Annotated in this window: 19 protein-coding genes; 13 read left to right on the forward strand and 6 right to left on the reverse strand. The window is 67.5% G+C overall.

The genetic code is table 11. The annotated features are described in order from the left end of the window. Nucleotides 1-114: 114 nt before the first annotated feature. Nucleotides 115-957 (forward strand): class I SAM-dependent methyltransferase, encoded by an 843-nt coding sequence (locus GH266_RS22345; RefSeq protein ID WP_158195808.1) that lies wholly within the window; start codon nucleotides 115-117, stop codon nucleotides 955-957. A 19-nt stretch (nucleotides 958-976) separates the two neighbouring features. On the opposite strand, the gene GH266_RS22350 is transcribed toward GH266_RS22345, so the two are convergent. The 6 genes from GH266_RS22350 to GH266_RS22375 form a co-directional block, all read right to left on the reverse strand. After that, complete coding sequence (locus GH266_RS22350) at nucleotides 977-2,074, reverse strand: hypothetical protein (RefSeq protein WP_158195809.1); 1,098 nt, start codon at nucleotides 2,072-2,074, stop codon at nucleotides 977-979. A 27-nt stretch (nucleotides 2,075-2,101) separates the two neighbouring features. Then, nucleotides 2,102-3,493 (reverse strand): KpsE/RkpR family capsule polysaccharide export protein, encoded by a 1,392-nt coding sequence (locus GH266_RS22355; protein WP_158195810.1) that lies wholly within the window; start codon nucleotides 3,491-3,493, stop codon nucleotides 2,102-2,104. A gap of 28 nt (nucleotides 3,494-3,521) precedes the next feature. Then, nucleotides 3,522-4,808, reverse strand: a complete 1,287-nt coding sequence (locus GH266_RS22360; protein ID WP_158195811.1) for a KpsE/RkpR family capsule polysaccharide export protein — start codon at nucleotides 4,806-4,808, stop codon at nucleotides 3,522-3,524. 28 nt (nucleotides 4,809-4,836) lie between these two features. Beyond that, nucleotides 4,837-5,490 carry an ABC transporter ATP-binding protein gene (locus GH266_RS22365; RefSeq protein ID WP_158195812.1) on the reverse strand — a complete coding sequence of 218 codons (654 nt, stop codon included), beginning with the start codon at nucleotides 5,488-5,490 and terminating at the stop codon, nucleotides 4,837-4,839. Further along, the gene (locus GH266_RS22370; RefSeq protein WP_158195813.1) at nucleotides 5,487-6,272 is read right to left on the reverse strand and encodes an ABC transporter permease; all 786 of its coding nucleotides are present in this window, start codon (nucleotides 6,270-6,272) and stop codon (nucleotides 5,487-5,489) included. The genes GH266_RS22365 and GH266_RS22370 overlap by 4 nt, the downstream gene beginning before the upstream one ends. Before the next feature lie 106 nt (nucleotides 6,273-6,378). After that, the gene (locus tag GH266_RS22375; protein ID WP_158195814.1) at nucleotides 6,379-7,473 is read right to left on the reverse strand and encodes an NAD(P)/FAD-dependent oxidoreductase; all 1,095 of its coding nucleotides are present in this window, start codon (nucleotides 7,471-7,473) and stop codon (nucleotides 6,379-6,381) included. A 269-nt stretch (nucleotides 7,474-7,742) separates the two neighbouring features. On the opposite strand from GH266_RS22375, the gene rfbC reads away from it, so the two are divergent. The 12 genes from rfbC (at nucleotide 7,743) to GH266_RS22435 (ending at nucleotide 25,630) form a co-directional block, all read left to right on the forward strand. Next, nucleotides 7,743-8,300 (forward strand): dTDP-4-dehydrorhamnose 3,5-epimerase, encoded by a 558-nt coding sequence (gene rfbC / locus GH266_RS22380; protein WP_158195815.1) that lies wholly within the window; start codon nucleotides 7,743-7,745, stop codon nucleotides 8,298-8,300. 232 nt (nucleotides 8,301-8,532) lie between these two features. After that, a complete protein-coding gene (locus GH266_RS22385; RefSeq protein ID WP_158195816.1) occupies nucleotides 8,533-9,555 on the forward strand; it encodes an NAD-dependent epimerase/dehydratase family protein in 1,023 nt (340 codons plus the stop codon). Between the two features lie 8 nt (nucleotides 9,556-9,563). Continuing rightward, nucleotides 9,564-10,439, forward strand: a complete 876-nt coding sequence (gene rfbD / locus GH266_RS22390; RefSeq protein WP_158195817.1) for a dTDP-4-dehydrorhamnose reductase — start codon at nucleotides 9,564-9,566, stop codon at nucleotides 10,437-10,439. Further along, nucleotides 10,436-11,305, forward strand: a complete 870-nt coding sequence (rfbA, locus tag GH266_RS22395) for a glucose-1-phosphate thymidylyltransferase RfbA (RefSeq protein ID WP_158195818.1) — start codon at nucleotides 10,436-10,438, stop codon at nucleotides 11,303-11,305. The genes rfbD and rfbA overlap by 4 nt, the downstream gene beginning before the upstream one ends. Nucleotides 11,306-11,317: 12 nt before the next feature. Next, nucleotides 11,318-12,640, forward strand: coding sequence for a rhamnan synthesis F family protein (locus tag GH266_RS22400; RefSeq protein ID WP_158195819.1), 1,323 nt, complete (start codon nucleotides 11,318-11,320; stop codon nucleotides 12,638-12,640). Nucleotides 12,641-12,657: 17 nt separating this feature from the next. Further along, nucleotides 12,658-13,527 (forward strand): class I SAM-dependent methyltransferase, encoded by an 870-nt coding sequence (locus tag GH266_RS22405; protein ID WP_158195820.1) that lies wholly within the window; start codon nucleotides 12,658-12,660, stop codon nucleotides 13,525-13,527. Then, nucleotides 13,527-14,279 (forward strand): class I SAM-dependent methyltransferase, encoded by a 753-nt coding sequence (locus GH266_RS22410; protein WP_158195821.1) that lies wholly within the window; start codon nucleotides 13,527-13,529, stop codon nucleotides 14,277-14,279. The genes GH266_RS22405 and GH266_RS22410 overlap by 1 nt, the downstream gene beginning before the upstream one ends. Before the next feature lie 323 nt (nucleotides 14,280-14,602). Further along, entirely contained in the window at nucleotides 14,603-15,511 is a 909-nt protein-coding gene (gene cysD, locus GH266_RS22415; RefSeq protein WP_158195822.1) for a sulfate adenylyltransferase subunit CysD, read from the forward strand. A gap of 2 nt (nucleotides 15,512-15,513) precedes the next feature. Beyond that, nucleotides 15,514-17,415: a sulfate adenylyltransferase subunit CysN gene (cysN, locus tag GH266_RS22420; protein ID WP_158195823.1), complete on the forward strand. Its 1,902-nt coding sequence runs from the start codon at nucleotides 15,514-15,516 to the stop codon at nucleotides 17,413-17,415. Nucleotides 17,416-17,554: 139 nt separating this feature from the next. Then, nucleotides 17,555-18,544, forward strand: coding sequence for a UDP-glucose 4-epimerase GalE (gene galE, locus GH266_RS22425; protein ID WP_158195824.1), 990 nt, complete (start codon nucleotides 17,555-17,557; stop codon nucleotides 18,542-18,544). Between the two features lie 35 nt (nucleotides 18,545-18,579). Beyond that, on the forward strand, nucleotides 18,580-23,637 hold the full coding sequence (locus GH266_RS22430) for a glycosyltransferase family 2 protein (RefSeq protein WP_158195825.1): 5,058 nt from the start codon (nucleotides 18,580-18,582) through the stop codon (nucleotides 23,635-23,637). 25 nt (nucleotides 23,638-23,662) lie between these two features. Further along, on the forward strand, nucleotides 23,663-25,630 hold the full coding sequence (locus tag GH266_RS22435) for an HAD family hydrolase (protein WP_158195826.1): 1,968 nt from the start codon (nucleotides 23,663-23,665) through the stop codon (nucleotides 25,628-25,630). Nucleotides 25,631-25,632 lie beyond the last annotated feature (2 nt).

Below are 25,632 nucleotides of genomic sequence, written 5' to 3' on the forward strand. Positions count from 1 at the left end.
CCGCCTCGCGTGCAACACTCCGGCGGAACCTGCCGCCGGAGTGGCGGCAGGGTGTAGGCAAGCGGCGTGCGAGCCTGTAACACGGTCGGCGCATCCAGCCGGCCGGAGACCTGCATGTCGTTCCTCTATGTCCTGAAGCGCCGCATCCAGCGGAACCTGCCCAAGCCGCTCCAGCGCAAGCTCCAGGAGGCGATCTATTTCGCGCTCTACCGGCTGTCGCCGGCCCGCCACCAGAACTTCTTCAACAGCGGTTTCTCGCCGGCTGAGGCGCCCTGGACGGAGCTGGCGCCCTTCGACCGCGAGCCGCTGCAGGCAACGCTCTACGACAAGGTGCTGTGGGAGTTGACCCGGGACGCGGGCCGCAGCGGCGCCGAATGGGCCGACATCCTCGACATCGGCTGTGGCCTCGGCGGCGGCGTGCAGGTCGCCCATCACCGCTTTCCGCAGGCGCGGATCACCGGCGTCGACGTCAATTCCAGCGCCGTCAGCGTCTGCCGCAAGCGGATGCAGCCGTTCCCCGGCATCCGCATCCTGCAGGGCAATGCCCGCGACCTGCCGCTGGCCAACGGCTCCTTCGACATGATCTTCAGCGTCGGCGCGGCGAGCTATGTCGGCATGGATGCCTTCATGAAGGAGGCCGCGCGTGTGCTGCGTCCGGGCGGCGTGCTGAGCTTCTCGGTCGGCTACACGGACAAGGAGTTCGCCGACCAGCGCAAGATCGTCGACGAGCTCTGCGAGAAGAACGGGCTCGACGTGCACAAGGTGGTCGACATCACCGAGAACGTCTTTGCCGCCATCGCCGAGGACGTGCCGCGCCGCCGCGAGCTGATCAACCGGGTGCCCTGGCCGTTCCGCGACTACGCGCTGGACTGGGCCGACATGCCCGGCACCATGCGCTATCAGGAATATGTCGACGGCCGCCGCCTCGACTATGCGGTCTGCTGCGTCAAGCGCTGAGGGGCGAGGGAATGGCGCCTCAGCGCCGCTGGGCGGCCTGCGGCACGCCGGCCGAGGCGGGCGGTGCGGTGCGGGGGCTGGCGAACTCGGTGTCGATGACGTCGCGCAGCTCGCGGTAGAGCAGGGCGTCGAATTCCAGATATTCCTGCACCTTGTCGATGCCCTGAAGCCGCTCGGCCAGCTCCATCGTGCCCGGCAGGGCGTAAGATTCGTAGCCGCCGAAGATGTCGCGTCCGGTGACTTCCTCGACGCAGGCGTTGAACGCGTCGATCCGCTCCTCGACGCCGACCGCATCGAACTCGGCCAGCCGGTCCAGCGCCATGCTGATATGCCGCTCCTCCGGCGCGTCGCCCTGGTCGCAGACCAGCGTGCGCACGAAGGGGTCGGCAATCGTCTGGGCCTGCTGCGGGCGCAGCCGGGTGAAGGCGTCTTGCAGCGACTCCTCGCTCTCCAGGTCGATGGTCTCGCACAGGCCGAACAGGTTCTCGAGCCCCGAGACGAGGTTCTCCAGCAGCTTGCGGTTGGAGGACCGCGAGATCTGCTTGATCATGACCAGCCGCTCGGCGAGCTCGACGATGGGATCGCGCAGCAGCGCGATGCGCGTGTATTCGCGGCTCAGCAGGAACTCGGCGATGCGGTTGTGGTTGTTGCGGCCCATCACGAACTGCGAATGGGCATTGTGGTTGATCAGGATGCTGGAGATCGTCGCGAAGGTGATCCGCTCGCTGTTGGTATAGGTCAGGCTGAACAGGTCGCCCGCCATGTTGCGCATGCGGATCTGCGGCACGACGCAAAGGTTGAAGAACATCACCCGCTTCTCGATGCGGAAGGGCGAGGCCGTGTGCCGGTGCACCATCAGCCCGGTTTCCTGCTCGACGAGCTGGACGTTGTCGGCCTTCTGGATGCCCTTGACGATCTTGTCGTCGATGTGGAAGCCGACGAAGCCGGTCGCGTGAAGCCCCAGGTCCTTGATGTCCTGGCGGTTCACGTTCGGGCCGAGAACGGCGATTTCCTCGTCGTTGACGATGACCTTCACATGCGGCGTCCCGCCCGGATTGTTGGGCACGATCCAGCCGGAAAGGACGCCGTTGGCCTGTCGGTCGATGTGAAACTGCACTGTGCCGGGTCTCCCGGGGCTGTCCCGTCAGATCGCGTGGTCCTTCACCGATGCAACGATCAGCGAGGCGATCGCCCACAGGACGAAGGAAATGAAGAAGATCATGAAGATGCCGGCGGCAACGCGCGGATAGAGCGCGGTGTCGGGCACGGCGGGGCGGACGATCTCGACGAGGTAGAGCTGCTGGCGCTCGGTTTCCTGCCGCGCCTTCTCGTAGGAGGAGACGGCGATGGAATAGCGGTTGGCGGCGAATTCCTCTTCGAGCCGCAGGTTCTCGAAGCTGGCGACCACGTCCGAGACGGTGCCGCCGCTGCGCCCCTGCGAGGCGAGCAGGCCTTCCTGCTCGGCGATCTGGGCCTTGACCTGGGCCAGTTCGCGCTCGATCACCTGGCGCGGCGCGAAGTCCCGGTCGATCATCGAGGCGGTGGTCTCCAGCCGCGCCTCCAGCTCGATCCGCTTGATCATCAGCTGCGACAGGACCTGGCCGATGGATTCGGCGGTCATGGTCGGGTCGATGATCTCGCTGGCATTGCGGTAGACCCGCAAGGTCTCGCGCGCCTCGGCAAGGTCGGACCGGGCGAGCTCCACGTCGGCGAGGGCAACGCGCAGCGCTTCCTCGCGGGCGCGGCGGGAGATCTCGTTGACGAGCGTCTCGCTCTTTTCCACCACCTGCCGGGCCAGCCAGTCCGCCTCCTCGGCTGAAAAGGCCGTCGCCTCCACGGTGATGATGCCCGACTGGGTGTCGAGCGAGGCCGACACCCGGTCCTGCCAGTACTCGACGATGTCCTCCCACGTCGCCTCGGGATCGATGGTCGCGAAGTAGTCGCCGCGATCCCGGTTGAACAGGCGGAAGACGGTCTCCTTGCCGCCGACATCCTCGATGATCGCGCGGCTCTTGACGTAGTTGAGCACGGCGAAGCTGTCGGGGCTGGTGCCGGAGACGCCGGCGACCTTGGCGACCATGGCCAGCGCCCCGGTGCCCACTTCCTGCTGGGTGTCGCCGCTGCGCACCATGAAGCGGGTCTCGGAGGCGAAGATGTCGGAGGCGAGGACGAGGAAATAGAGCGCGGCGAGCACGGTCGGGATCAGCACGAAGATGCCGAAGCTGCGCCACAGCCCGCCGCCGCGCCGGCCGGTCGCATCGGTCTCGCGCAGCTCCTTCAGGTCCTCGCGCACCGTCCGCACGAGACCCGAGACCTTGCCGCCGGCGCGTGCCAGCGGCCCGCGGCGGCGCGGGGCGAGGCTGTCGGGATCCGTGCCGCCGCCGGTCACCTTGACGGCGCGGGCGGCAACGCCCTCCGGCCGGGCCGCCTTGCGCTCGGCCGCGGTCGCCTCGGACTTCGCCGCTTGCGTCCTCCCCTCTTGCGTCTTGGGGGGGCGTTCCCTGGTGCCGGGAAGGCGCGAAAGCAGTCTTTGCATCGTCACGTCCAGCGCCTCGCGTCCATCGTCATACCGCCAGATGATTGCGGATGAGAACCGCGAGGCCGACCAGGGCGCCCCAAGCGGAAATGCACAGCACCAGAACCACCGTCCAGGACCAGATCCGGCGCGGATACTCGGCGTCTTCCGGCAGGGTCGGCTGCATCACGATCGCCGTATAGACCTGCCGCCGGTCAGCGTCCAGCCGCGCCCGCTCGTATTCCAGGCTCGCCTGGGTGTACTGCTTGCGGGCGATCTCCTGGTCGAGCAGATAGCGGTCGAACAGCGCCTTGGTGGTGGACAGCGTCTCGCCGGTGCTGCCCGGCGAGGCAATCTCCCGGCGCAGGCGCGCGATCTCGCCCTCCAGCGTCTCGATCTGCCGGGAGAGGAACTGCATCTGCGGCGTGTCGGCGTCCATCGAGCCGAGCAGGGTCTGCTGCCGCACCTTCATCTCGGTGAGGCGCACCTCCAGCTCGGTCGCGACCGCCGAGATCGACTTGGCATAGGTCTCCGGATCGAGCAGGCCGGTGGTGTTGCGCAGGTCGGCGAGTTCCTCGCTCAAGGTCTTCAGCCGGTCCTGCGCCTGGTCGAGGTCCTGGCGGTTGAACTGCAAGAGGTCGGCGCGGGCGCGGGCCGACAGGTCGTTGACCAGTTCGTCGATGGCCTCGAGGATCAGCCGGTTGATCTGCTGCGCGTCCTGCGCCGAGAACGCCTGCACCGAGACGGTGACGATGCCCGACAGGGTCTCCACATGGACGCCGACGCGCTCGCGCCAGTAGTCCATGAAGTCCTCGATCGGATCGCCTTCGGGGAAGCGCGAGAAATAGTCGATGCCGGGCGCGTTGAACTTGCCGAACAGGTCGATGCGCTCCTGCAGCCGGTCGATCAGCGCCCGGCTGTGCACATAGCTCTCCACCACCTTGGCCTCCTGCATCAGGTTGCCGGTGGGAAGCCCGGTGAGCGACATGAAGGCGGCGGGCGCGGAGGCCTTGAAGTTGCGCAGCGAGAACTGCGTCTCGGACGCATAGCGGTCCGAGGCGATGAGACCGAAATAGATGCCGGAGACCAGCACCGGCACGAACACCACCAGCAGCCAGCTGGCGGCAACCGACATGAGGAACAGCCGCTCGCCGCGCCGGCGCCGGAAGCCGCCGCCGCCGATGACACGGCGGTTCGAGCGGATGCGCCGGCTGGCCTCCTTGAGGGCCGCCGAGATCGCTTCCGTTCGCTTGCCGCTCCTGGCGGGCGCTTCCTCGACAAGGTCGCCGCCGCCGAGCACCACGTCTATCAGCGCGTCCGACATCTTCTCCGCCATCCGCGCCAGGCCTTCCGGCCCGGCACCGCTACATGTTCAACTGCTTGTACATCTCGACCGCATCCGAGACCGAATCGAAGAAATACATCTTTCCATCGGCCAGCACGATGCCACGGTCGCAATACATCTGCACAAGCTCGATGCTGTGCGAGATCATAATCATATCCGAATATTGCTTGCGCTTGTTGAACTCGTCCCGGCAACGCTGCTGGAAGCGGGAGTCGCCCACCGCCATGACCTCGTCGATCAGGTAGCAATCGAAGTCGATCGCCATCGACAGGCCGAAGGCGAGACGCTGCTGCATACCGGAGGAATATGTGCCGAAGGGGGCGTCGATGAAGGGGCCGAGCTCGGAAAAGTCCTCCACGAAGCGCACCGCCTTGCGGATGTCCTGCCGGTAGACCCTCGCGACGAACTGGATGTTCTCGCGCCCCGTCAGCGCCGGATGCAGGCCGCCGGCGAACCCGAGCGGCCAGGACACGCGCGATTCCCGCACGATGCGGCCGCTGTTGGGCATCTCCGTGCCGGCGATCAGCCGCATCAAGGTCGACTTGCCCGCGCCGTTGATGCCCATGATCCCGTAGCTGACGCCCTTGTCCAGCCGGAAGCTGATGTGGTCCAGCACGATCTTGAGCGTCTTCTGCGTGCGGTAGAACTTGAAGACGTCCTGGAACCTGATCATTTCATCAAGAGCTTTCCGCGCACCGCCCGCTCCGCCGCAAAGCCCAGCAGCAGGGTGAAGAGCGACACCTGCACCACGTACATGGGATCGACCGTGCTGCCGCCGTAGCCGTCGTAATAGGCAGTGCGGAGCCACGAGATGCAGTGATAGAGCGGGTTGTAGACGATGTATTCCAGCACCCAGTGCGGCATCATGCTGGGCAGGTAGAGTGCGCCGGAGGTGATCCACTGGGCGATCATGATGAGGATGAAGATCGCCACCCACATGGGAAACAGCACCAGGATCACGCAGCTGAGCAGGCCGACCGAAATGCCGTAGAGCACCGTGAGCGCGATGGCGGCGATGGCGATGGCCGGCTGGTTGGGCAGGAAGTCGACGCCGGCGATGTAGAGGATGGTACAGAAGGCGAGCAGCACGCACATGGCGGTGATCATCTCCAGCAGCGCGCGCGCCAGGATGATGTCGATCACCTTCACCACCGGGAAGAGCAGCATCGGCTTGTTCTGCTGGATGGCGAGCATCATCATCCGGCCAGGATACAGGCACAGGATGTAGGGCATGATGCCGGTGCCGAAGAACACCACATTGTTGGTGCCGAGCGGCACGGCCCGGCCGATCGCGACCCAGATGCCGAGCATCGCCAGAAGGTGGGTGAGCGGCCACGCGACCGCGATGACGAAACCGATCGCCGTGCGCCCGAACCGGGTGCGCATGTCGCGCAGGATGAGCGCGCCCAGCACGGCCTTCTGATTGGCCAGGGCGGCGACGAAGGACGTCCTCATGTCACTCCCGAAGCTTCCGGTCCCGCCGGCGCGTGTTGCATTGCGGGATAATTGACCGGGGAACGCGACGATTCCATGGCATGTCCGGGCCGGCAGGGCAATGCGGCTATTCCCCCAGCCGGTCGGCGACGAGGCCGGCCAGCGCCAGCGCCGAGGTGAGGCCGGGCGACTCGATGCCGTAGAGCGCGACGAGGCCGGCATGGCCGTGCTCGCGAGGTCCGTCGATGCGAAAGTCCGCCGCCGGCTCGCCGGGGCCGGAGATCTTCGGCCGGATGCCGCTGTAGTCGGGCTGCAGCGCGCCGTCGGCAAGGTCCGGCCAGTATTTGCGGATCTCGGCATAGAAGCCGTCGGCACGGCGCGGATCGACCGTGTAGTCGAGGCCGTCGATCCATTCCACGTCCGGGCCGAAACGGGCCTGGCCGCCCATGTCGAGCGTCAGGTGGACGCCGAGGCCGCCGGGCTCGGGCACCGGATAGACCAGCCGCGAGAAGGGCGCGCGGCCGGAAATCGAGAAGTAGCAGCCGCGGGCGAAATAGGCCTGCGGCGGCCGTGTGCCGGCAAGGAGGGCGGCGAGCGAAGGCGCGCCGTGGCCGGCGGCGATCACGAGATTGCTGCAGGTGAGGCCAAAGCCCTCCGCCCCGTCCGCCACCGTGAGCCGGTAGCCGCCGTCGATCCTGTCGAGGCCCGTCACCTTGGAGCCGCAGACCACCTGGCCGCCATGCGCCTCCAGCCCGCCCTGCAGGGCCTGCATGAAGGCATGGCTGTCGATGATGCCGGTGGAGGGGGAGAGCAGCGCGCCCTCGCAGGCAAGATGCGGCTCCAGCGCAAGAGCCTCGGTGCGGGTGAGAAAGCGCAGGTCGTCGACGCCGTTCGCCTCGGCCCTGGCGCGGATCGCGGCGAGCGTCTCGACCTGGTCGGGCGCGGTCGCGACGATCAGCTTGCCGAGCCGGCGGTGGGGCACGCCGTGCTCCTCGCAGAAGCGGTAGAGCAGCTCGCGCCCGGCAAGGCAGGCGCGTGCCTTGAGGCTGCCGGCCGGATAGTAGATGCCGGCGTGGACGACCTCGCTGTTGCGGGCGCTGGTCTGCGAGCCGATGATCGGATGCTCTTCCAGCACCATCACCTCGTGACCGCGCAGGGCGAGATCGCGCGCGGCCGCAAGCCCGACCACGCCGGCGCCGATCACCACCGTCTCGACATCCATCCCCCGCTCCTTCTCAAGCTGCCGGCGCAAGCTGCCGGCGCAAGCTGCCGGCCCAAGCTGCCGGCCCAAGCTGCCGGCCCGAGCTGCCGGCCCAAGCTGCCGGCAAAGCGCCGCATTTCCGTGTGACGTCGCTTAGGCCATTGGCAGGGGCATCGCAACAGGCGGGAATCGTTCTGGTTGCGCTGCGGTCTTGTTCGCCTCGGTTGCGTCTTCTATACAACGCCGGGTCCGTTCCGGTGCCCGAACTCTCAAGCACAGGCTTTCTTTTCATGTCGGTCGATGTTGTCAGTCTCGAAATTCCCGAAGTGAAGATTATCCGGCCAAGGAAGTTCGGCGATCATCGCGGCTTCTTTTCGGAGGTCTACAACAAGAAGGCCTTCGCGGACGCCGGGATCGAGCTGGATTTCATCCAGGACAACCATTCCTACTCGGCGGAAGCGGGAACCCTGCGCGGCCTGCACTACCAGGGCGGGGAGTTCGCCCAGGACAAGCTGGTGCGCTGCGTGCGCGGCCGGATCCTCGACGTGGCGGTCGACATCCGCAAGGCCTCTCCGACCTTCGGCAAGTGGGTGTCGGCGGAGATATCGGCCGCCGAATGGAACCAGATCCTGGTGCCGGTCGGCTTCGCCCATGCGATCCTGACCCTCGAGCCGGACACGGAGATCATCTACAAGGTCACGGGCCACTACGCGCCCACCCACGATTTCGGCATCCGCTGGAACGATCCGGACCTCGCCATCGACTGGGGCGTGGACGAGGACAAGGTGACCCTCTCCGACAAGGACAAGGCGCAGCCCTTCTTCAAGGATGTAATCCACTGGTTCTGACACGTCAGACGCGAGGCGCTCCGGCGCGCGATGACGATTTCTTGAAGATTCGCCAATCTGCGGGTTGATCGGATCGTCTTGCGCTGCAAAATGCGGCCGTCGGTAAGCGACGTCGCGTGATCCTGGGCGAGAGTCGGGCAGGGAAGAAGGCATCCGGGGCAGGAGGCCTTCCTGGAAATGCAAGGGGCTGGCAGTTCTGCCGGCCTGCAACTCGAACGCGGTCGGTGTTTGCATGGAAACTGTTCTGGTCACGGGTGCGGGCGGCTATATCGGCACGACCCTGGTGCCCTTGCTGCTGGACGCGGGCTACGCGGTGCGCGCGGTCGACCGCTTCTTCTTCGGCCGCGAGTTGCTGCCCGAGCACGAGCGGCTGGAGATCGTGCGCCAGGATGCCCGGCTGATCGACCCGGCGCTGCTGTCCGGCATCGACCATGTGATCGACCTCGTCGCCATCTCCAACGACCCCTCCGGCGAGGAATTCAGCCGCGAGACCGACCAGATCAACCACGTCTCGCGCGTGCGCACCGCAAGGCTCGCCCGCGAGGCCGGCGTCAAGCGCTACGTGCTGCCGTCCTCCTGCAGCCTCTACGGCTTCCAGGAGCCCGGCGTCATCGCCACCGAGACGACGCCGACCAATCCGCTGACCGCCTATGCGCGCGCCAACGAGATGGCCGAGCACGGCGTGCTGCCGCTCGCCTCGGACGATTTCACGGTGGTGGTGCTGCGCCAGGCGACCGTCTACGGCTACAGCCCGCGCATGCGCTTCGACCTGGCCATCAACGGCATGGTGTTCGGCGCCTGGAAGACCGGCAAGCTGCCGCTCATGCGCGACGGCACCCAGTGGCGCCCGATGGTGCATGTGCGCGACACGGCCCGCGCCCAGATCTTCATGCTGAGCGCCCCGGCCGAGAAGATCAACGGCCAGATCTTCAATGTCGGGTCGGACGAGAACAACTACCAGATCGGCCCGCTGGCGCAGATCGTCGCCGACACCCTGCCGAACGATGTCGCCATCGAATGGTACGGCGACCCCGACCACCGCTCCTACCGGGTCGGCTTCGACAAGATCGAGGCGCTGGGCTTCAAGGCCGAGCTGACGGCGGTGGACGGCGTGCGCGACGTGCTGGCGGCGCTGGAGGACGGGCGCACCGACAAGACGACCCAGACCATCACGCTCGCCTGGTACAAGGAGCTTGTCACCTGGCACGAGCGCATCAAGGAGCTCGAGCTCAACGGCGGCATGCTGCGCATCTGAGGGTTCCCATGAAGACGATCCTCCTTGGTCCCGGCGGCCAGCTCGGTACGGATATCCGGCGGGCGAACGAGGCCGCGGGCAGCGTGCTGGACATTGTCCCCGTCGGCCGCGACCGGCTCGACCTTGCCGATTTCGACAGGGTGCGAGAGCTGCTGTCGACGGCGGACTTCGACGTGCTGGTGAACTGCTCCAGCTATCACAAGACCGACGAGGTCGAGGGCAACGCCCAGCAGGCCTTCACCATCAACGCCCATCTGGTCGCGCTGCTGGCCGAACTGGCGCAGGCGAAGTCGGCCCGCTTCGTCCATGTCTCGACCGACTACGTGTTCGGCGGCCAGGACAAGCGTGAGCCTCTCGTCGAGGCCGACCCGCGCGCACCGGTCAACGTCTACGGCGCCAGCAAGGCGATGGGCGAGGACCTTGCCCGGCTCGCCTGCGAGAACACGCTGATCCTGCGCGTCGCCTCGCTGTTCGGCGTGGCCGGGGCCAGCGGCAAGGGCGGCAATTTCGTCGAGACGATGATCCGCTTCGGCCGCGAGCGCGGGCACCTGCGCGTCGTCGCCGACCAGCACATGTCGCCGACCTCGACCAAGGACATCGCCGCCGCGCTGCTGACCATGCTGCGCGACGAGGTGCCCGCGGGCATCTGGCATGTGGTGAATTCCGGCGCGACGACCTGGCACGGCTTTGCCGAGGAGATCATCCGCAGGTCCGGGACGAAGGCGAGCGTCGAGGCGATCACCTCCGCCGAATTCCCGACGCCGGCGCGCCGGCCGGCCTATTCGGTCCTGTCGAACGACAAGCTGGCTTCCGCCATCGGCGCCCCGCGCCCCTGGCAGGAGGCGCTGGACGACTATCTCGCCGAGAAGGGGTACCTGGCGTGAGGGGCATCGTGCTTGCCGGCGGGTCCGGCACCCGCCTTTATCCGCTGACCCGGGTGACCAGCAAGCAGCTGCTGCCGGTCTACGACAAGCCGATGATCTACTACCCGCTGTCGGTGCTGATGCTGGCGGGCATCCGCGAGATACTGATCATCTCCACCCCGCGCGACCTGCCGAGCTACGAGGCGCTGCTGGGCGACGGCAGCCAGTGGGGCATCAAGCTCTCCTATGTGGTGCAACAGGAGCCGCGGGGCCTTGCCGAGGCCTTCATCCTGGGCGAGCGCTTCATCGACGGCAGCCCCTGCGCGCTCGTGCTCGGCGACAACATCTTCTACGGCCACGGCCTGTCGGAGCGGCTGGTCAAGGCCTCGGCGCTGACCGCGGGCGGCAAGGTCTTCGCCTATCACGTGCAGGATCCGCAGCGTTACGGCGTCGTCGAGTTCGACGAGGCCGGCCGCGCGGTGTCGCTGGAGGAAAAGCCGACGAGCCCGAAGTCCAACTGGGCGGTCGCCGGCCTCTATTTCTACGATGCCGAGGTGGTGGAGCACGCCCATCAGGTGCGCCCGTCCGCACGCGGCGAGCTGGAAATCACCGACATCAACCGCCGCTATCTCGAGGCGGGCCAGCTGACGGTGGAAAAGCTCGGCCGGGGCTTTGCCTGGCTCGACACCGGCACTCACGACAGCCTGATGGAAGCCTCGGAATTCATCCGGGCGATCGAGCACCGGCAGGGACTGAAGGTCGCCTGCCTGGAAGAGATCGCCATGGTGAACCGCTGGATCACCCCGGAAGATGTCGCCGAACTCGCCAAGCCGCTCGCCAAGACGCTGTATGGCGAGTACCTCCTGCAGATCAGCGGACGAAAATAGGCCAGACGGAACATGCTCGGGCAGGTCATCCATCCAGTTGTCTTCTTTTTCTACAAGCTCTTCAAGCCGATCTGGTACCTGTACTGGTACTTCCTCGTCATCATGCCTTACGAGGCGTATTCCCGCTTTGTCTGCCGGCTGGACCCCAAGCTCTATTCGGAAAAGCGCCGCATCCTCGGGGTGACCGAGGGGCGTCGTTCGCATGAGGGAAAGCGCTTCGCGATCTTCGTGATCTACACGAGGGCCGACATCCAGGTCTTCACCCGCACGGCGATCGACGCGCTCAACGCGCGCGGCATCAACATCGTCTTCGTGACCAACATGCGGGCGAGCGGCGAGGTGCGCGAGGACCTGCTCGACAATTGCCATCTGCTGATCGAGCGCGAGAACCTGGGCCGCGACTTCGGCGCCTACAAGGACGGCTTCAGCCTGCTGCGCAAGCGCGAGCCGGTGATCGACAAGCTGATCCTGATGAACGACAGCGTCTATTATCTGCCGAACGGTCTCGACAAGATCTTCGCCGAGTTGGACGCGGACGAGCCGTTCATCGGCCTCACGGAAGTGTTCGAGCACCACTACCACGTCCAGTCGTTCCTGCTGGCCTTCAACCGCGAGGTGATCGAGGCGCCGGCCTTCCTGGAATACTGGGACAAGTACGTGCCGATCAGCACCCGCCGCTGGTCGGTGCACAAGGGCGAGGTCGGCCTGACCAAATGCGTGCTGCGCAAGGTCGGCCAGGGTCCGCACATCATCGTCAACCCGGTCGAGGTCTACAACGTCCTCGTCGGCATGGACTTCGGCGAACTCAAGTCGACCATCGACCTGGTGCCGTACCGCAACAGAAACCTGTTGCGCAGGCAGCTCTACAAGCTGATCGAGATGCGCTCCAGCCAGGCGATCTCCGAAGAGGCGCTGGCGCAGGGCCAGTTCATCGAGCGGTTCGCCGATCTCGTCACGGCAGCGCGCGCCAAGGGCACGTCGCTGGCCGACGACGACGATGTCACCAAGGCGCTGGACCTGCGCTACGACTTCCAGAGCCGGCGCAACCTCAGCGACTTCAAGGTGGCCGAGTTCATCGAGAGCTACGTCAAGCTGCTGACCGAGCGCAACCAGATCCATTTCGGCGGATTTCTCTACTACAAGTTCCTCGGCGTCCCGGTCCTGAAGCGCGACATGGTCTATCGTGACGTCTACACGTTCGAGCAGATCAACAAGATCATCGACGAGCTGGACCTGCCGTTTGCCGAGGAGATCCGCGTCGACATCCGCAGCAAGGGGATGGGGCGCTACTACAAGGGCCTCAAGAAGGTCCTGTTCCGCTACGGTGCGATCTGAGAATGAGGGCAGCAACCATGGCAAGCAGGCTGCTCGGCCGGTTGATGAACACGCTTGCGAGGGCACGGCGCGCGGTGGTGCTGCCCTACGCGCGCGGACACCAGGACAAGGCGCTGGACGATCGCTACGACATGCGCCCGGCGCGGCCCGAGAACGCCGTCGACCTGTTCGAGGGCGAATGGTCCGGCGCGCTGCCGGGCCTGCCGCCCAACGGCAAGCCGGCCTTCTACACCGACTCGCGCGTCGACTTCTTCGAGCGTGCCAGCGGCGGCTTCGCCAACAAGCACGTGCTGGAGCTGGGGCCGCTGGAAGGCAGCCACACCTACATGCTGCAGATGAAGGGCGCGGCCTCGATCACCTCGATCGAGGCGAACACCCGCGCCTATTTCAAGTGCCTGATCGTCAAGAACAATTACGCCCTGCACAAGGCGCGGTTCCTGCTCGGCGACTTCCTGAAATATCTCGAGGAGGAGCCGCGGCGCTTCGACGCCATCGTGGCGAGCGGCGTGCTCTACCACATGAGCGATCCGGTGGCGCTGATCGAGGCGATGTGCCGGAGCGCCGATGCCGTGTGCATCTGGACGCATTATTACGACCACGAGATCATCTCGCGGCATCCGGTCTATGCCCGCCGCTTCGCCGCGCCCGAGACCATCGAGCATCGCGGCGTGCCGCTGACCATGAGCCGGCAGACCTATGTGCAGCAGGTGCTCGACTGGAAGGGCTTTTGCGGGGGCGCCGAGCGGGTGACCCGCTGGGTGGAGAAGGACTCGCTGCTGCGCCTGTTCGACGTGCTCGGCTTCGACGTCGAGATCGGCAAGGACGATCCGGCCCATGTGAACGGCCCGGCGCTGACCTTCGTCGCCAGGAAGCGGAAGAGCGGGTGATGGGCGGGATTGTCCAGCGGATCGTCGGCGCGCTGACCGGCGCCAAGGCGCGCGCGGAAGCGGAGAAGCCGCACTTCCAGCGCGACTACGAGCGCCATGTCCGCAATCTCAAGGAGAGCCACCCGCTGGACGAGGCGATGTCGCTGGCCGTCGGCGGGCATTACGACATCCAGGGCCGCATCCACCTGGAGCTGCTGCGCTCGCTGGGGCTGAAGGACGGCGACAGTCTCATCGACCTCGGCTGCGGCAGCGGCCGCACGGCGAGACAGCTGGCCGCCAGCGGGAGCTACAGCTATCTGGGCATCGATGTGGTCGAGGACCTCATCGACTACGCCCGCGCCCATACGCCGGCCGACTACCGCTTCCACATCTCCACGGACCTGAAGATCCCGGCCGCGGATGCGTCCGCCGACATCGTCACCTCGTTCAGCCTGTTCACCCATCTGCTGCACGAGGAGACCTACCTCTACATGGAGGAGGTGAGGCGGGTGCTGCGTCCCGGCGGGACGTTCCTGTTCTCGTTCCTGGAATTCGGCAGTCGCGATCATTTTTCGGTCTTCGCCGGCAGTGTCGAGCAGCAGAGAAACGGGACGAAGCCCGTCCTCAACATGTTCATCGAGCGCAACGTCATCGAACTGTGGGCGAAGAAGCTCGGTTTTGCGGTCGAGACCTACATCGACGGCAACCGGGAGATCGTGCCGGGCGGCGGCCTTGGCCAGACCGGCGCGGTGCTGCGGCGTCTCGAACGCTAGGGAAGGTGGCGGAAAATCGTGGTTCAGGACGCTGTTCCAGCGGCTTGATCGCACTGCACCGAGCAACTAGAAGGAGTGCACGGAATGAGTGTCGAAGCGGGTTTCAGCCGCCGGTCCTTCCGTTCGCCGGGGAGCCCGACCAGGCCGTGCGATAGTGCGGCAGGCGGGGGCGGAAAAGGCCAGCAGAGCCAGTACGGACAATCCGGCAGCCAGGACGCGGCTTGCCTTGTACACCATCGCACCGGCCTCGTCGCAAACGGGGCCTCGATGCGGCGCGAGGCGGCGTGATGCATCAGGAAGGGTCGAACTTGCAGGAAGACGTGATGGCGCCCGGTCGCCTCGACAATCTGCGGACGCTCGAGGCGGAAAGCATCCATATCATCCGGGAGGTGGCGGCCGAGTTCCGCAATCCGGTGATGCTCTATTCGATCGGCAAGGACTCCTCCGTCCTGCTGCATCTGGCGATGAAGGCCTTCGCGCCCTCGCGCCTGCCGTTTCCCCTGATGCATGTCGACACGACGTGGAAGTTCCGCGAGATGATCGCCTTCCGCGACGAGACGGCGAAGCGCATCGGCGCGGACCTGATCGTGCACACCAATCAGGACGGCCTGAAGCAAGGCATCGGCCCGTTCAGCCACGGCTCCTCCGTGCACACGCATGTGATGAAGACCGAGGCGCTGAAGCAGGCGCTCGACAAGTACGGCTTCGACGCGGCCTTCGGCGGCGCCCGCCGGGACGAGGAGAAGAGCCGCGCCAAGGAGCGCGTCTTCTCGTTCCGCAGCAAGGCCCACGCCTGGGACCCGAAGAACCAGCGTCCGGAACTGTGGAACCTCTATAACGGGCGCATCGCCAAGGGCGAGTCGATCCGCGCCTTCCCGTTGTCCAACTGGACCGAGCTCGACATCTGGCAGTACATCCTGCTGGAGAGCATCCCCATCGTGCCGCTCTATTATGCCCAGCGGCGGCCGGTGGTGCGGCGCGACGGCATGCTGATCATGGTCGACGACGAGCGCATGCCGATCGGCCCGGACGACCGGGTGGAGGAGCTGATGGTGCGCTTCCGCACGCTCGGCTGCTACCCGCTGACCGGCGCCATCGAGTCCGAGGCCGACACGCTGCCGGCGATCATCCGCGAGATGCTGATCGCCCGCACCTCCGAACGTTCGGGCCGCCTGATCGACCACGACGACAGCGCCTCGATGGAAAAGAAGAAGCGCGAGGGGTATTTCTGACCATGCGCAATCCGGACCCGACCGCCTCCGACGAGGCCGTGCGCGAGTACATCCTGTCCCAGGTCAACAAGGACCAGCTGCGCTTCCTCACCTGCGGCAGCGTCGACGACGGCAAGTCCACCCTGATCGGGCGGCTGCTGTACGACACCAAGCTGATCTTCGAGGATCAGCTGGCCGCGCTGGAGCGCGATTCCACCCGCCACGGCACGGTCGGCGACGACATCGACCTGGCGCTGCTGGTCGACGGGCTGGAGGCCGAGCGCGAGCAGGGCATAACCATCGACGTCGCCTATCGCTTCTTCGCGACCGACCGACGCAAGTTCATCGTCGCCGACACGCCGGGCCACGAGCAGTACACCCGCAACATGGCGACCGGCGCCTCGACCGCCGATCTGGCCGTGCTGCTGGTCGATGCGCGCAACGGGCTGATGACTCAGACGCGCCGGCATGCCTTCATCGCCTCGCTGCTCGGCATCCACCACGTGGTGCTGGCCATCAACAAGATCGACCTGGTCGGCTATTCGCAGGAGCGCTTCAACCAGATCGAGGCGGAGTTCCGCGCCTTCGCGCAGGGCTTCGACTTCGAGACGCTGGTGGCGATCCCCCTGTCGGCGCGCTACGGCGACAACGTCACGGCGCCCGGCGACAACATGCCCTGGTACGCGGGGCCGACGCTGCTGGAGCATCTGGAGACGGTCGAGGTCGGCCGCGACGGCGATGCCCGCCCGTTCCGCTTTCCCGTGCAGTGGGTGAACCGCCCGAACCTCGACTTCCGCGGTTTTTCCGGCACGATCGCCGGCGGGCGCGTCAGCGTCGGCGACGAGGTGGTGGTCGCTGCCTCGGGCCGTACCTCGACGGTGAAGAGCATCCTGTCGCAGGTCGGCGAGGCGCAAAGCGCCGGCTCCGGCGAGGCGGTGACGCTTGTGCTTGCCGACGAGATCGACGCCTCGCGCGGCGATGTCATCGCGGCCGCCGCCGCCCGTCCGGACGTTGCCGACCAGTTCGCGGCGCATCTGATCTGGATGTCGGAGGACGCGCTGCTGCCGGGCCGATCCTACCTGCTGAAGATCGGCACGCGGACGGTCACCGCCTCGGTGACCGAGATCAAGCACAAGATCAACGTCAACACGTTCGAGCGGGTCGCGGCCAAGACGCTGGAGCTGAACGAGATCGCCTTCGCCAATCTGGCGATGACGGTGCCGGTCGCCTTCGACCCCTACGAGGCGAACCGCACGACGGGCTCGTTCATCCTGGTCGACCGGCTGACCAATGCGACGGTCGGCGCCGGCATGGTCTGGTTCGCCCTGCGCCGGGCGACCAACATCCACTGGCAGGCGCTGGAGGTGGACCAGGCGGCGCGCGCGCAGAGCCTCGGCCAGACGCCGGCGGCGCTGTGGTTCACGGGCCTGTCCGGCTCGGGCAAGTCGACGGTCGCCTCGCTTCTGGAAAAGAAGCTGCATGTGCGCGGCCGCCACACCTACACGCTGGACGGCGACAACGTGCGCCACGGCCTCAACCGCGATCTCGGCTTCACCGATGCCGACCGGGTGGAGAATATCCGCAGGGTCGGCGAGGTGGCGCGGTTGTTCGTCGATGCCGGCCTGCTGACGCTGGTTTCCTTCATCTCGCCGTTCCGCAGCGAGCGCGCCATGGCACGCGAGCTGTTCCCGGACGGGCGCTTCATCGAGGTCTTCGTCGACACGCCCATCGAGGAGTGCCGCCGGCGCGACCCGAAGGGCCTCTACCGCAAGGCGGATGCGGGCGAGCTGCGCAACTTCACGGGCGTCGACAGCCCCTACGAGGCGCCGGAAAATCCGGAAATCCACATCCGCACGATGGGCCGCGACCCGGAGGAGATCGTCGACGAGATCATCGTCTATCTGGAGGCGAACGACCTGATCTGAACGCCGGCCCCGGCTCCGTGATCGGAGGGAGCCGGGACCGATGGCGGCGGGAACGGCAAGCTTGTGACACGTGTCACAATGTTGCTGCGACGGCTGGCCATGATGCACTGCAACAAACGAAAGCGACGGGAATCGGGGCATGGCCGAAGAAACTGTTCTGGTGACGGGAGGGGGCGGCTATATCGGCTCGCATTGCTGCAAGGCGCTGCGCCGTGCGGGCTATCTTCCCGTTGCCTTCGACAATTTCGCCACCGGCTGGCGCGAGGCGGTGCGCTTCGGCCCGCTGGAGGAGGGCGACCTTTCCGACCGCGCGCGGCTCGACGAGGTCTTCGCCCGGTGGAAGCCGGTCGCCGTCATGCACTTTGCCGCGCTCTCCCAGGTGGGCGAGTCGATCCGGGATCCGGGCCGCTACTGGCGCGGCAATGTCGGCGCCACGCTGACCCTGATCGAGGCGGCGATTGCCGCCGGCTGCCTCGACTTCGTCTTCTCCTCCACCTGCGCCACCTATGGCGAGCAGGACGGCGTGATGCTGGACGAGGACACCTCGCAGGCCCCGATCAACGCCTATGGCGCCTCCAAGCGGGCGATCGAGGACATGCTGCGCGACTTCTCGATCTCGGCCGGCCTGCGCCACACCATCTTCCGCTATTTCAACGTGGCCGGCGCCGATCCCGACGGCGAGATCGGCGAGTGCCACGTGCCGGAAACCCACCTCATTCCGCTGGTGCTCGACGCGATCAGCGGCCGGCGCGACGCGATCACCATCTTCGGCACCGACTACAGGACGCCGGACGGCACCTGCATCCGCGACTACGTGCATGTGTGCGATCTCGTCGATGCGCATCTGTCCGGCCTCGACTGGCTGAGGCAGGGCAACAGCAACCGCGTCTTTTGCCTCGGCACGGGGCGCGGGTTCTCCGTGCGCGAGGTGATCGAGGCCGCCGCCCGCATCACCGGCCAGCCGGTGCCGGTGCTGGAAGGCGCCCGCCGCGAGGGCGATGCGACGCAGCTGGTCTGCGGCTCGACCCGGGCGCGCACGGAGCTCGGCTGGGACCCGCAGCGCTCCACCCTCGACGAGATGATTTCCGACGCGTGGCGCTGGCACCAGCGCGGCGCCTACACGACCTGAATGACCGGCAAGACCTGCAGATCGGGACAGCGATGTTGAACACTGGGACGAACAGGCCTTCGAAGAACAAGCTGCTGGCCAATCTTGCCTTCTGGCGCGGGCCGCGTCCCGACTTTCATGTCGACAAGACGGGCCCGAGGCTGATCGCCGGCTGGGCCTGGTGGCCGGGCCGTCCGGGCGAGCGCATCAGCATCGAGATCCTGAACGGCGCGCAGGTGGTCGCCACCGTCGAGGCCGACCAGTTCCGCGACGACCTGCTGAAAGCGGGCAAGGGCGACGGCGCCCATGGTTTCCTGATCACCCTGCCGGAGCCGGGCGTCACCGGCCGGCTCGGCCTGCGCTGCAAGGGCGCGCGCCGTCCGTTCTGGCAGGCGCCGCGCGTTGCCGCCGGCAAGGTGCAGTTTCATATCGACAGCAAGACGCCCGGCCGCATCACCGGCTGGGCCTGGATGCCGAAGCGGCCGGGCGAGCGCGTGCGCATCGAGGCCGTGGCCGACGGCCGGGTGGTCGCCAGCACCACTGCCGACGGGTACCGCGAGGACCTGAAGCAGGCCGGCAAGGGCGACGGTGCCCATGCGTTCGACATGCATCTGCCGGAGGAGGTGGCGAAGACGCCGCCGGCGCGGCTCAGCCTGCGCCTTGCCGGTGCGCGCGTGCCGTTCCACGTCTTCCCGCAGGCGGCCTCCGCCTCGGCGCTCGACTTCGCTATGGATACGGTGAGCGACGAGGGCATCGTCGGCTGGATCTGGGCCCCGGCAACGCCGGAAAAGCGCCTGCCGTTGGAACTGGTCGAGGACGGCGTGGTGCTGGCCGAGACCGTGGCCGACCTCTACCGCCAGGACCTGGCCGATGCCGGCAAGGCCGGCGGCTCCTGCATGTTCCGCTTCGCCATCCCGGCCGTGCTGCGCGACGGCCGTTCGCACGCCATCGAGCTGCGATGCAAGGGGCGGCCGAAGCCCTTCCACGTGGTGGGGGCCCGCAGCTTCGCCAAGGTGCGCTGCGAGCTGTCGCGGCTGACGCCGCTGGCCGTCGACGGTGCGGCCTGGCTGCCGCAAGGTGCCGGCAGGTCGGTGGATATCGAGATCTCGCTCGACGGCAAGGTGGTGCATAAGGGCGCGACCGATGCCCTGCATGCCTTCTCCTGGCGGGCGGCGCCTGCCGACATCGCCGCGCTGGTCAAGTCGGCCGGCACGGACACTCCGGCAAAGGTGCGCGTTGCCGTGAGCACCAACGGCCAGCCGGCAGGCTCGGCGCAGGTGCCGCTGCATATCGCCTCCGATGGTGCGCTTGCCGTCGCGGTGACAGAGGTCTCCGACCGCAGGATCGCCGGGCAGGGGCTGTTGCTGAAGGCGGCGAGCGGGCCCTGCGGCGTATGGATCGGCGAACGCCGGGTCGCGGAGCTTTCCGCCGGACCGGATTTCGCCTTCGACACGCATGTGCCCGCCCTGAAGCTGGCAGACGGGACGCACAAGGTCCGCATCGGCGCGGCGGATGCCGCCGGCCAGCCGGGCACTGTGGCGGTTTCCCGGGACCTCTCCTTCCGGCGCTTCGAGCTGTCGATGGACATCGTCGACGACCGGATTTCCGGCAAGGTCGTCGACCGCTGGCAGGACAACCGCGAGACCGCGGTGGAAATCCTGATCGACGACAAGCCGGTGGCCATCGAGGTCGCCCGCGGATTGCCGGACGACGATGTCGGCATCGGCCGGTTTGCGGTGTCCATCTCGGCGCGCTGGCGCGACGGGCTGCCGCACCGGGTCGAGGCCCGCATCGTCGGCGAGGAGAGCCGCTGGCCGGAGCGGCCGCTGATGTTCCGCGCGGGCGAGCCGCGCACCAATGCGCTGACCCGCGTCGAATATTTCGGCGGCGCGGTGTCCGGCTGGGTGGTTCTGCCGTGGGACGGCGAGGCGGTCGCCGAGGTCTCGCTGATCGTCGACGGCAAGGTGGTGGAGACCCGCCTCGCGCGCGATTCCCATCCGCAGCTCGCCGCCGAAAGCTTCCTCACCGATGCGCACGGCTTCCGCTTCGAGCGCGCCATCCCGGAAAAGGCCGCCGTGCGCGTGCGTGCCACGTTCGACGGGCGGGTGCTGCTCGACCAGGCGGTCTCGACCGGCGGCGGGGCGTACCGGCTGCAGGACGCGGGCCATGGCCGCACCGGCGCCTGTTTCGTCATGCCCGATCCGCTCGCCAATGCGCAGTCGCGCGAGGAGGCGCGCGCCGTGCTGCTGGCAGCGGCGGCTGCCGCGCGCGCCGACGTTGCGCCGATCACCATCGTGTCCTGCGGCCACCGCGCTTCGCTGCGCGGTGCGAGCGGCGATCTCGCCCCGCTGGTGGAGGATCTCATCGGCCGCGAGAATGCCGGCCTGCTGGCAAGCGCGGCCTTCGTGCCGTTGCCGCAGGCGGTGCTGCCCTCGACGGCCGGCGGGATGCAGGAGCGGGCCTATGCGCTGGACCTGTGGGCGCGGGCCAATGCCTTCTCGCTGATCGCCGGCACCAGCCGGTCCGGCATCCTGTCCTATTGCGCCACCTCGCGCCGCCAGGGCTTGCTGCCGGCGGCAACGCAGGTGGTGATGCTGGCCGATACCTTCGCCGTGCAGGACCTGCTCGACCGCGACCAGCTGCTGGAACGGCCCGAACTGCTGGTGGAAGAGGCGCTGGAAAAGGCGGCCCTTGCCGCCTGCACCCGGATCCTTGCGCCCTCCGCGCACGTGCTGGAGACCTGCACCGCCCTGGAGCCGTCGGCCGGCGAGCGCGCTCTCGTCGTCCCGGTGGAGGTCGGCACGGCGGCAAGCGCCGCCGGTTTCCCGCAGGAGGGGGACGAGCGCCGCTGGCTGGTCTTCGCCGCGCCCTTGCGCACGCGCACCGGCCTCGTTCAGCTCTGCGATGCCCTCGACCGCTTGATGCGCCGGCCCGGCATCGATCCGGACACGGTCGGCGTGGTCTTTGCCGGCACCGAGGACTGGGTGCGCGGCCGGCGCGCCAGCGCCTATATCCGCGAGCGCGCCCGCAAGTGGCGCTTCGACCTGCGCATCCACCTGGATCTGACGCTCGACAGTTTCGCCGGGCTGCTCGGCTCGTTCGCCGCAAACGGCATCGGTATTCGCCTGCCGGCGGTCGAAGGCACCGCCTGGGACGGCCTTGCCTGTGCTGCCGGGCTTCCCCTGGCCGACCTGACCTCGGTGCGTGCGGGCAATGCCACCGACCTTGCCGATGCGCTGGAAGCCGTACTCTGCGGTGCCCGCGCGCCGCAGGCCCCGGGCGCTGCCGCAGCTGCAATGGGCGCTGCCCTTGCACGGGAGGTGGAGGCTGCCGTGCCGCAGACGGCGAGCGCCGCAAACGCAGCGCCGCGTCCGCGCGTCAGCGTCTGCATCAGCCATTTCAACCGCACCAGCCTGCTGCGGCAGACGCTCGCCTCGGTGCTGGCCTGCGGCTATCGGGAGCTGGAGATCGTCGTCGTCGACGACGGCAGCGCCGTGCCGGGCATTGCCGGGGAACTGGCGGAGATCGAGGCGGAGCTTGCCGCCGTCAACGGCAAGGTCGTGCGCCAGCCGAACAGCTATCTGGGCGCGGCCCGCAACACAGCGGTGCGCAATTCGACCGGCGAGCTGATCGTCTTCATGGACGACGACAATCTCGCCCATCCGGGCATGATCGACGCCTTCGTCGATGCGCATCTGGCGACCGGGGCGGACATCGTCACCTCGCGCTTTGCCATGTTCGACGGCACCGACGCCATAGAGCCCGGCCGCGACATCCCGCGCGAGATCGGCGTGCCGCTGATCCCCGATCTTGCCGTCGGCGTGCTGTCCAACTGCTTCGGCGATGCCAACATGCTGATCACCCGCGCGGCCTTCGAGACCATCGGCGGGTTCACCGAGGACTTCGGCCGCGGCCACGAGGACTGGGAGCTGTTTGCGAGGGCGAGCACGCTCGGCCTGCGGCACGAGCTGCTGAACCGGGCGCATTTCTGGTACCGGGTGGCGGCGCAAAGCATGCTGCGCGGACGCGAGAGCGCGCAGGTCGACTTCCAGCGCAACATCCGCGCCTATTCCCACGAGCTGCCGCACGGCATCCACCGCATGCTGATGCTGGCGCAGGGCCTGACCCAGCGCTGGGACCAGCCGCCGGTCGATCCGCATCTGCCGGCCCGCAGCGGGTTGCCGGTCGCCGGGCGCATCGCCTATGGCCGTGTCGCCGTGATCATGCGCACCAAGGACCGGCCGATCCTGCTGCAGCGCGCGCTCGACAGCGTGCTGTCGCAGACCTACACGGACTGGGCGCTGGTCGTGGTCAACGACGGCGGCGATCCCGAGCCCGTGCGCCAGCTGGTGGAGGCGCGCCGCGCTGCCTTTCAGGGGCGGGTGCTGGTGATCAACAATCCCGTCTCGACCGGCATGGAGAACGCCTCGAATGCCGGCGTCACCAACTCGGCGAGCGAGTTCCTCGTCGTGCATGACGACGACGACGCCTGGGACCCGAAGTTCCTGGAGCGCTGCATCTCCCATCTCGACACCTCGTCGCCGGAGGTTGGCGGCGTGGTCACCCATGCGACCGTGGTGATCGAGGATATCGAGGGCGAGGAGGTCATCGAGCGCCAGCGGTTCCTGTTCAAGAACATGGAGGCGCTGGAGCTGACGCGGCTTTCGGTGGAGAACCAGTTCCCGCCGATCTCCTTCCTGTTCCGCCGCGTGGTGATGGAAACGGTCGGCCTGTTCGACGGCGAGCTGCCGGTGCTGGGCGACTGGGACTTCCACCTGCGCGCGGCGCAGCGCTTCCGCATCGACGTGCTGCGCGAGCCGCTGGCCTTCTACCACCACCGCTCCGCCGGCACGACGAGCGAATACGGCAACACGGTCGTGGCGCAGAAGGACGTACACCGGATCCAGCGCGCACTCTACATCAACCGGCACATGCGCGAAGGGATGGGCCAGGGCAGCGGCGAGGGGCAGATGCTCTACATGGGCGAAATGCACCGCGAGGTGACGGACGAGCTGCGCGAGATGCGCCAGCACATGCACTGGCTGGAGAAGCTGCTCAACGACCGGGGCGATCACATGAAGCATATCGAAAAGCTGATCACCAGGCGCCGTTGACCGGGCGCGCGCGAGGGCAACGCTCATGACCTTGAACCATCTCGATCTGGACGTGGTGCGGCTTCCCGTTGCCGCAACCCCCGCCGGTGCGGACGAGGAACTGGACTTCGTCCTGCGCCGGCTGGCGCCCTTCGACGTGATCTCCTTCGACATCTTCGAGACGCTGCTGCGGCGCGTTGGCGTGTTCCGGCCGATCGACCTGTTCCTGACCATCGGCGAGAAGGCCGGCCCGCTGCTGGGGCTTTCGGCGGCGGAGTTCGCGCGTCTGCGCATGCGCGGCGAGCGCGATGCCCGCTGCGCGCTGGAGGCGCGGCGCGGCCACGAAGTCACGCTGGCGGAGATGTATGAGCGCATGAATGCGCTGCTGCCGACGCTGGGGCGCGCCAGCGTTTCCCATGCCGCGCTCGCCGAGGCGCAGCGGATCGAGCAGGAGGTCGAGCTCGAGCACCTCGCCCCGGTTCCGAGCGTCGAGCCGATCTACCACTGGGCGGTGGCGTGCGGAAAGCGCGTCGTCCTCGTCTCGGACTTCTACTCCAGCGCCGACTTCATCAACGAGGCGCTGTCACGCAATGGCTACGCGGGCCACGAGCGTCTGTTCGTCTCCTGCGACATCGACCGCACCAAGCATCATGGCGATCTCTATGCCCATGTCTGCGAGGAGATGGGCGTGAGGCCCCGGCAGATCGCCCATCTCGGCGACAATCCCTGGTCGGACGGCTCGCGTGCGCTGCAATCCGGCATCACGCATCTGCGCGTCGGCAATCCGGCGGGGCGGCTTGTCGGCCGCTGGCGGATCGACTGGCGCAATCCCAGCCCGCAGCCCTCCAGCGCGATGTTTGCGGCCGTTGCGGACGATCTCTTCGGCTCCGGCATCGCGCCGCGCGAGCCCGAAGACCTGCCGGTGCTGCAGCGGGTCGGCCGCGAATGCCTCGGCCCGCTGCTGTTCGGCATGGCCGGCTGGCTGCACCAGGAGGCGCAGGCGAACGAGACACCGGCGCTGCATTTCTGCTCGCGCGACGGCCTCGTGATGAAGCGGGCCTTCGACCTCTTTTGCCGGCGCTTCGGCACGAAGACGGAAAGCCGCTACCTGATGGTCTCGCGCCAGGCGATCTACCGGGCCCGCGCGGTGAGCGAGCCGGAGGCGGCGGCCGCACTCTTCGCCCAGAACTGGGCGCGGCTGACGCCGGCCGACGCGCTGGCCCGCTGGGGGCTGGATCCGCAGGAGTTTGCAGCCGAGATCCGCAGCGCGGGCTTCTCATCCCCGCAGGACGTGGTGGCCATCGGCGACCGGGCCGGGGCGGGGCGCTTCGCCAAACTCTTCGAGGCGTGCCGGGCAGCGCTGCAGGCCGCCAACCAGGCGCATGCGGACCTTTTCGCCGACTATCTGGCGCAGAAAGGGGTGATCGGCGCGCAGGCCGTCACGCTGGTCGATATTGGCTGGCACGGCTCGCTGCAGAAGGGGCTTGGCGAGGTGCTGCGCGCGCGCGGCTGGAGCGGCCATCTGGCGGGGCGCTATCTCGGCCTCTTCCTCGACAGGGCGGCGCTGACCGGCTTCGATGCGGCGGGCTATCTGTTTTCGCTCGACGGCACCGTGCGGGCGCAGGCGCTGCGCAAGAGCCCGAGCCTGGTCGAACTGCTGCACACCGCCGGGCACGGCTCGACGGCGGGCTATCGCCGGACGCCGCAGGGCATCGTCGCGACGTGCGAAGAGCGTCCCGACGAGGAGCGCCAGCATGCGGATGCCATCGGTCCGATCCAGGAAGCGGCGCTCGCCTTTGTCGAGGAGATGCTGGCCAATCCCCGCCTGGGCGCCGGTGCGCTCGATCCGGCGGACGCCTTCCGCGGGCTCGACCGGCTGCTCGGCCGGCCGTCTCCCGACGAGGTCGAGATCATCGGCCGGCTGCGGATCGCGGCGAACTACGGCGCCACCGCGACCAGCACTGCCTTGACGGACCGATCTCCGGAAGGATATCGACTCTGGAACGTGGGTTGAGC

This window comes from Stappia indica, assembly GCF_009789575.1.
In the GTDB taxonomy this organism is placed as follows: domain Bacteria; phylum Pseudomonadota; class Alphaproteobacteria; order Rhizobiales; family Stappiaceae; genus Stappia; species Stappia indica_A.

What these genes read in the sequence shown, in the direction of transcription:
- GH266_RS22370 (WP_158195813.1), bottom strand. Translation starts at nt 6,272, where the DNA reads ATGAGGACGTCCTTCGTCGCCGCCCTGGCCAATCAGAAGGCCGTGCTG.
- rfbC (WP_158195815.1), top strand. Translation starts at nt 7,743, where the DNA reads ATGTCGGTCGATGTTGTCAGTCTCGAAATTCCCGAAGTGAAGATTATC.
- GH266_RS22405 (WP_158195820.1), top strand. Translation starts at nt 12,658, where the DNA reads ATGGCAAGCAGGCTGCTCGGCCGGTTGATGAACACGCTTGCGAGGGCA.
- galE (WP_158195824.1), top strand. Translation starts at nt 17,555, where the DNA reads ATGGCCGAAGAAACTGTTCTGGTGACGGGAGGGGGCGGCTATATCGGC.
- GH266_RS22435 (WP_158195826.1), top strand. Translation starts at nt 23,663, where the DNA reads ATGACCTTGAACCATCTCGATCTGGACGTGGTGCGGCTTCCCGTTGCC.
- GH266_RS22410 (WP_158195821.1), top strand. Translation starts at nt 13,527, where the DNA reads ATGGGCGGGATTGTCCAGCGGATCGTCGGCGCGCTGACCGGCGCCAAG.
- rfbD (WP_158195817.1), top strand. Translation starts at nt 9,564, where the DNA reads ATGAAGACGATCCTCCTTGGTCCCGGCGGCCAGCTCGGTACGGATATC.
- GH266_RS22345 (WP_158195808.1), top strand. Translation starts at nt 115, where the DNA reads ATGTCGTTCCTCTATGTCCTGAAGCGCCGCATCCAGCGGAACCTGCCC.
- GH266_RS22355 (WP_158195810.1), bottom strand. Translation starts at nt 3,493, where the DNA reads ATGCAAAGACTGCTTTCGCGCCTTCCCGGCACCAGGGAACGCCCCCCC.
- GH266_RS22365 (WP_158195812.1), bottom strand. Translation starts at nt 5,490, where the DNA reads ATGATCAGGTTCCAGGACGTCTTCAAGTTCTACCGCACGCAGAAGACG.
- cysD (WP_158195822.1), top strand. Translation starts at nt 14,603, where the DNA reads ATGGCGCCCGGTCGCCTCGACAATCTGCGGACGCTCGAGGCGGAAAGC.
- GH266_RS22385 (WP_158195816.1), top strand. Translation starts at nt 8,533, where the DNA reads ATGGAAACTGTTCTGGTCACGGGTGCGGGCGGCTATATCGGCACGACC.
- GH266_RS22360 (WP_158195811.1), bottom strand. Translation starts at nt 4,808, where the DNA reads ATGGCGGAGAAGATGTCGGACGCGCTGATAGACGTGGTGCTCGGCGGC.
- cysN (WP_158195823.1), top strand. Translation starts at nt 15,514, where the DNA reads ATGCGCAATCCGGACCCGACCGCCTCCGACGAGGCCGTGCGCGAGTAC.
- GH266_RS22400 (WP_158195819.1), top strand. Translation starts at nt 11,318, where the DNA reads ATGCTCGGGCAGGTCATCCATCCAGTTGTCTTCTTTTTCTACAAGCTC.
- GH266_RS22375 (WP_158195814.1), bottom strand. Translation starts at nt 7,473, where the DNA reads ATGGATGTCGAGACGGTGGTGATCGGCGCCGGCGTGGTCGGGCTTGCG.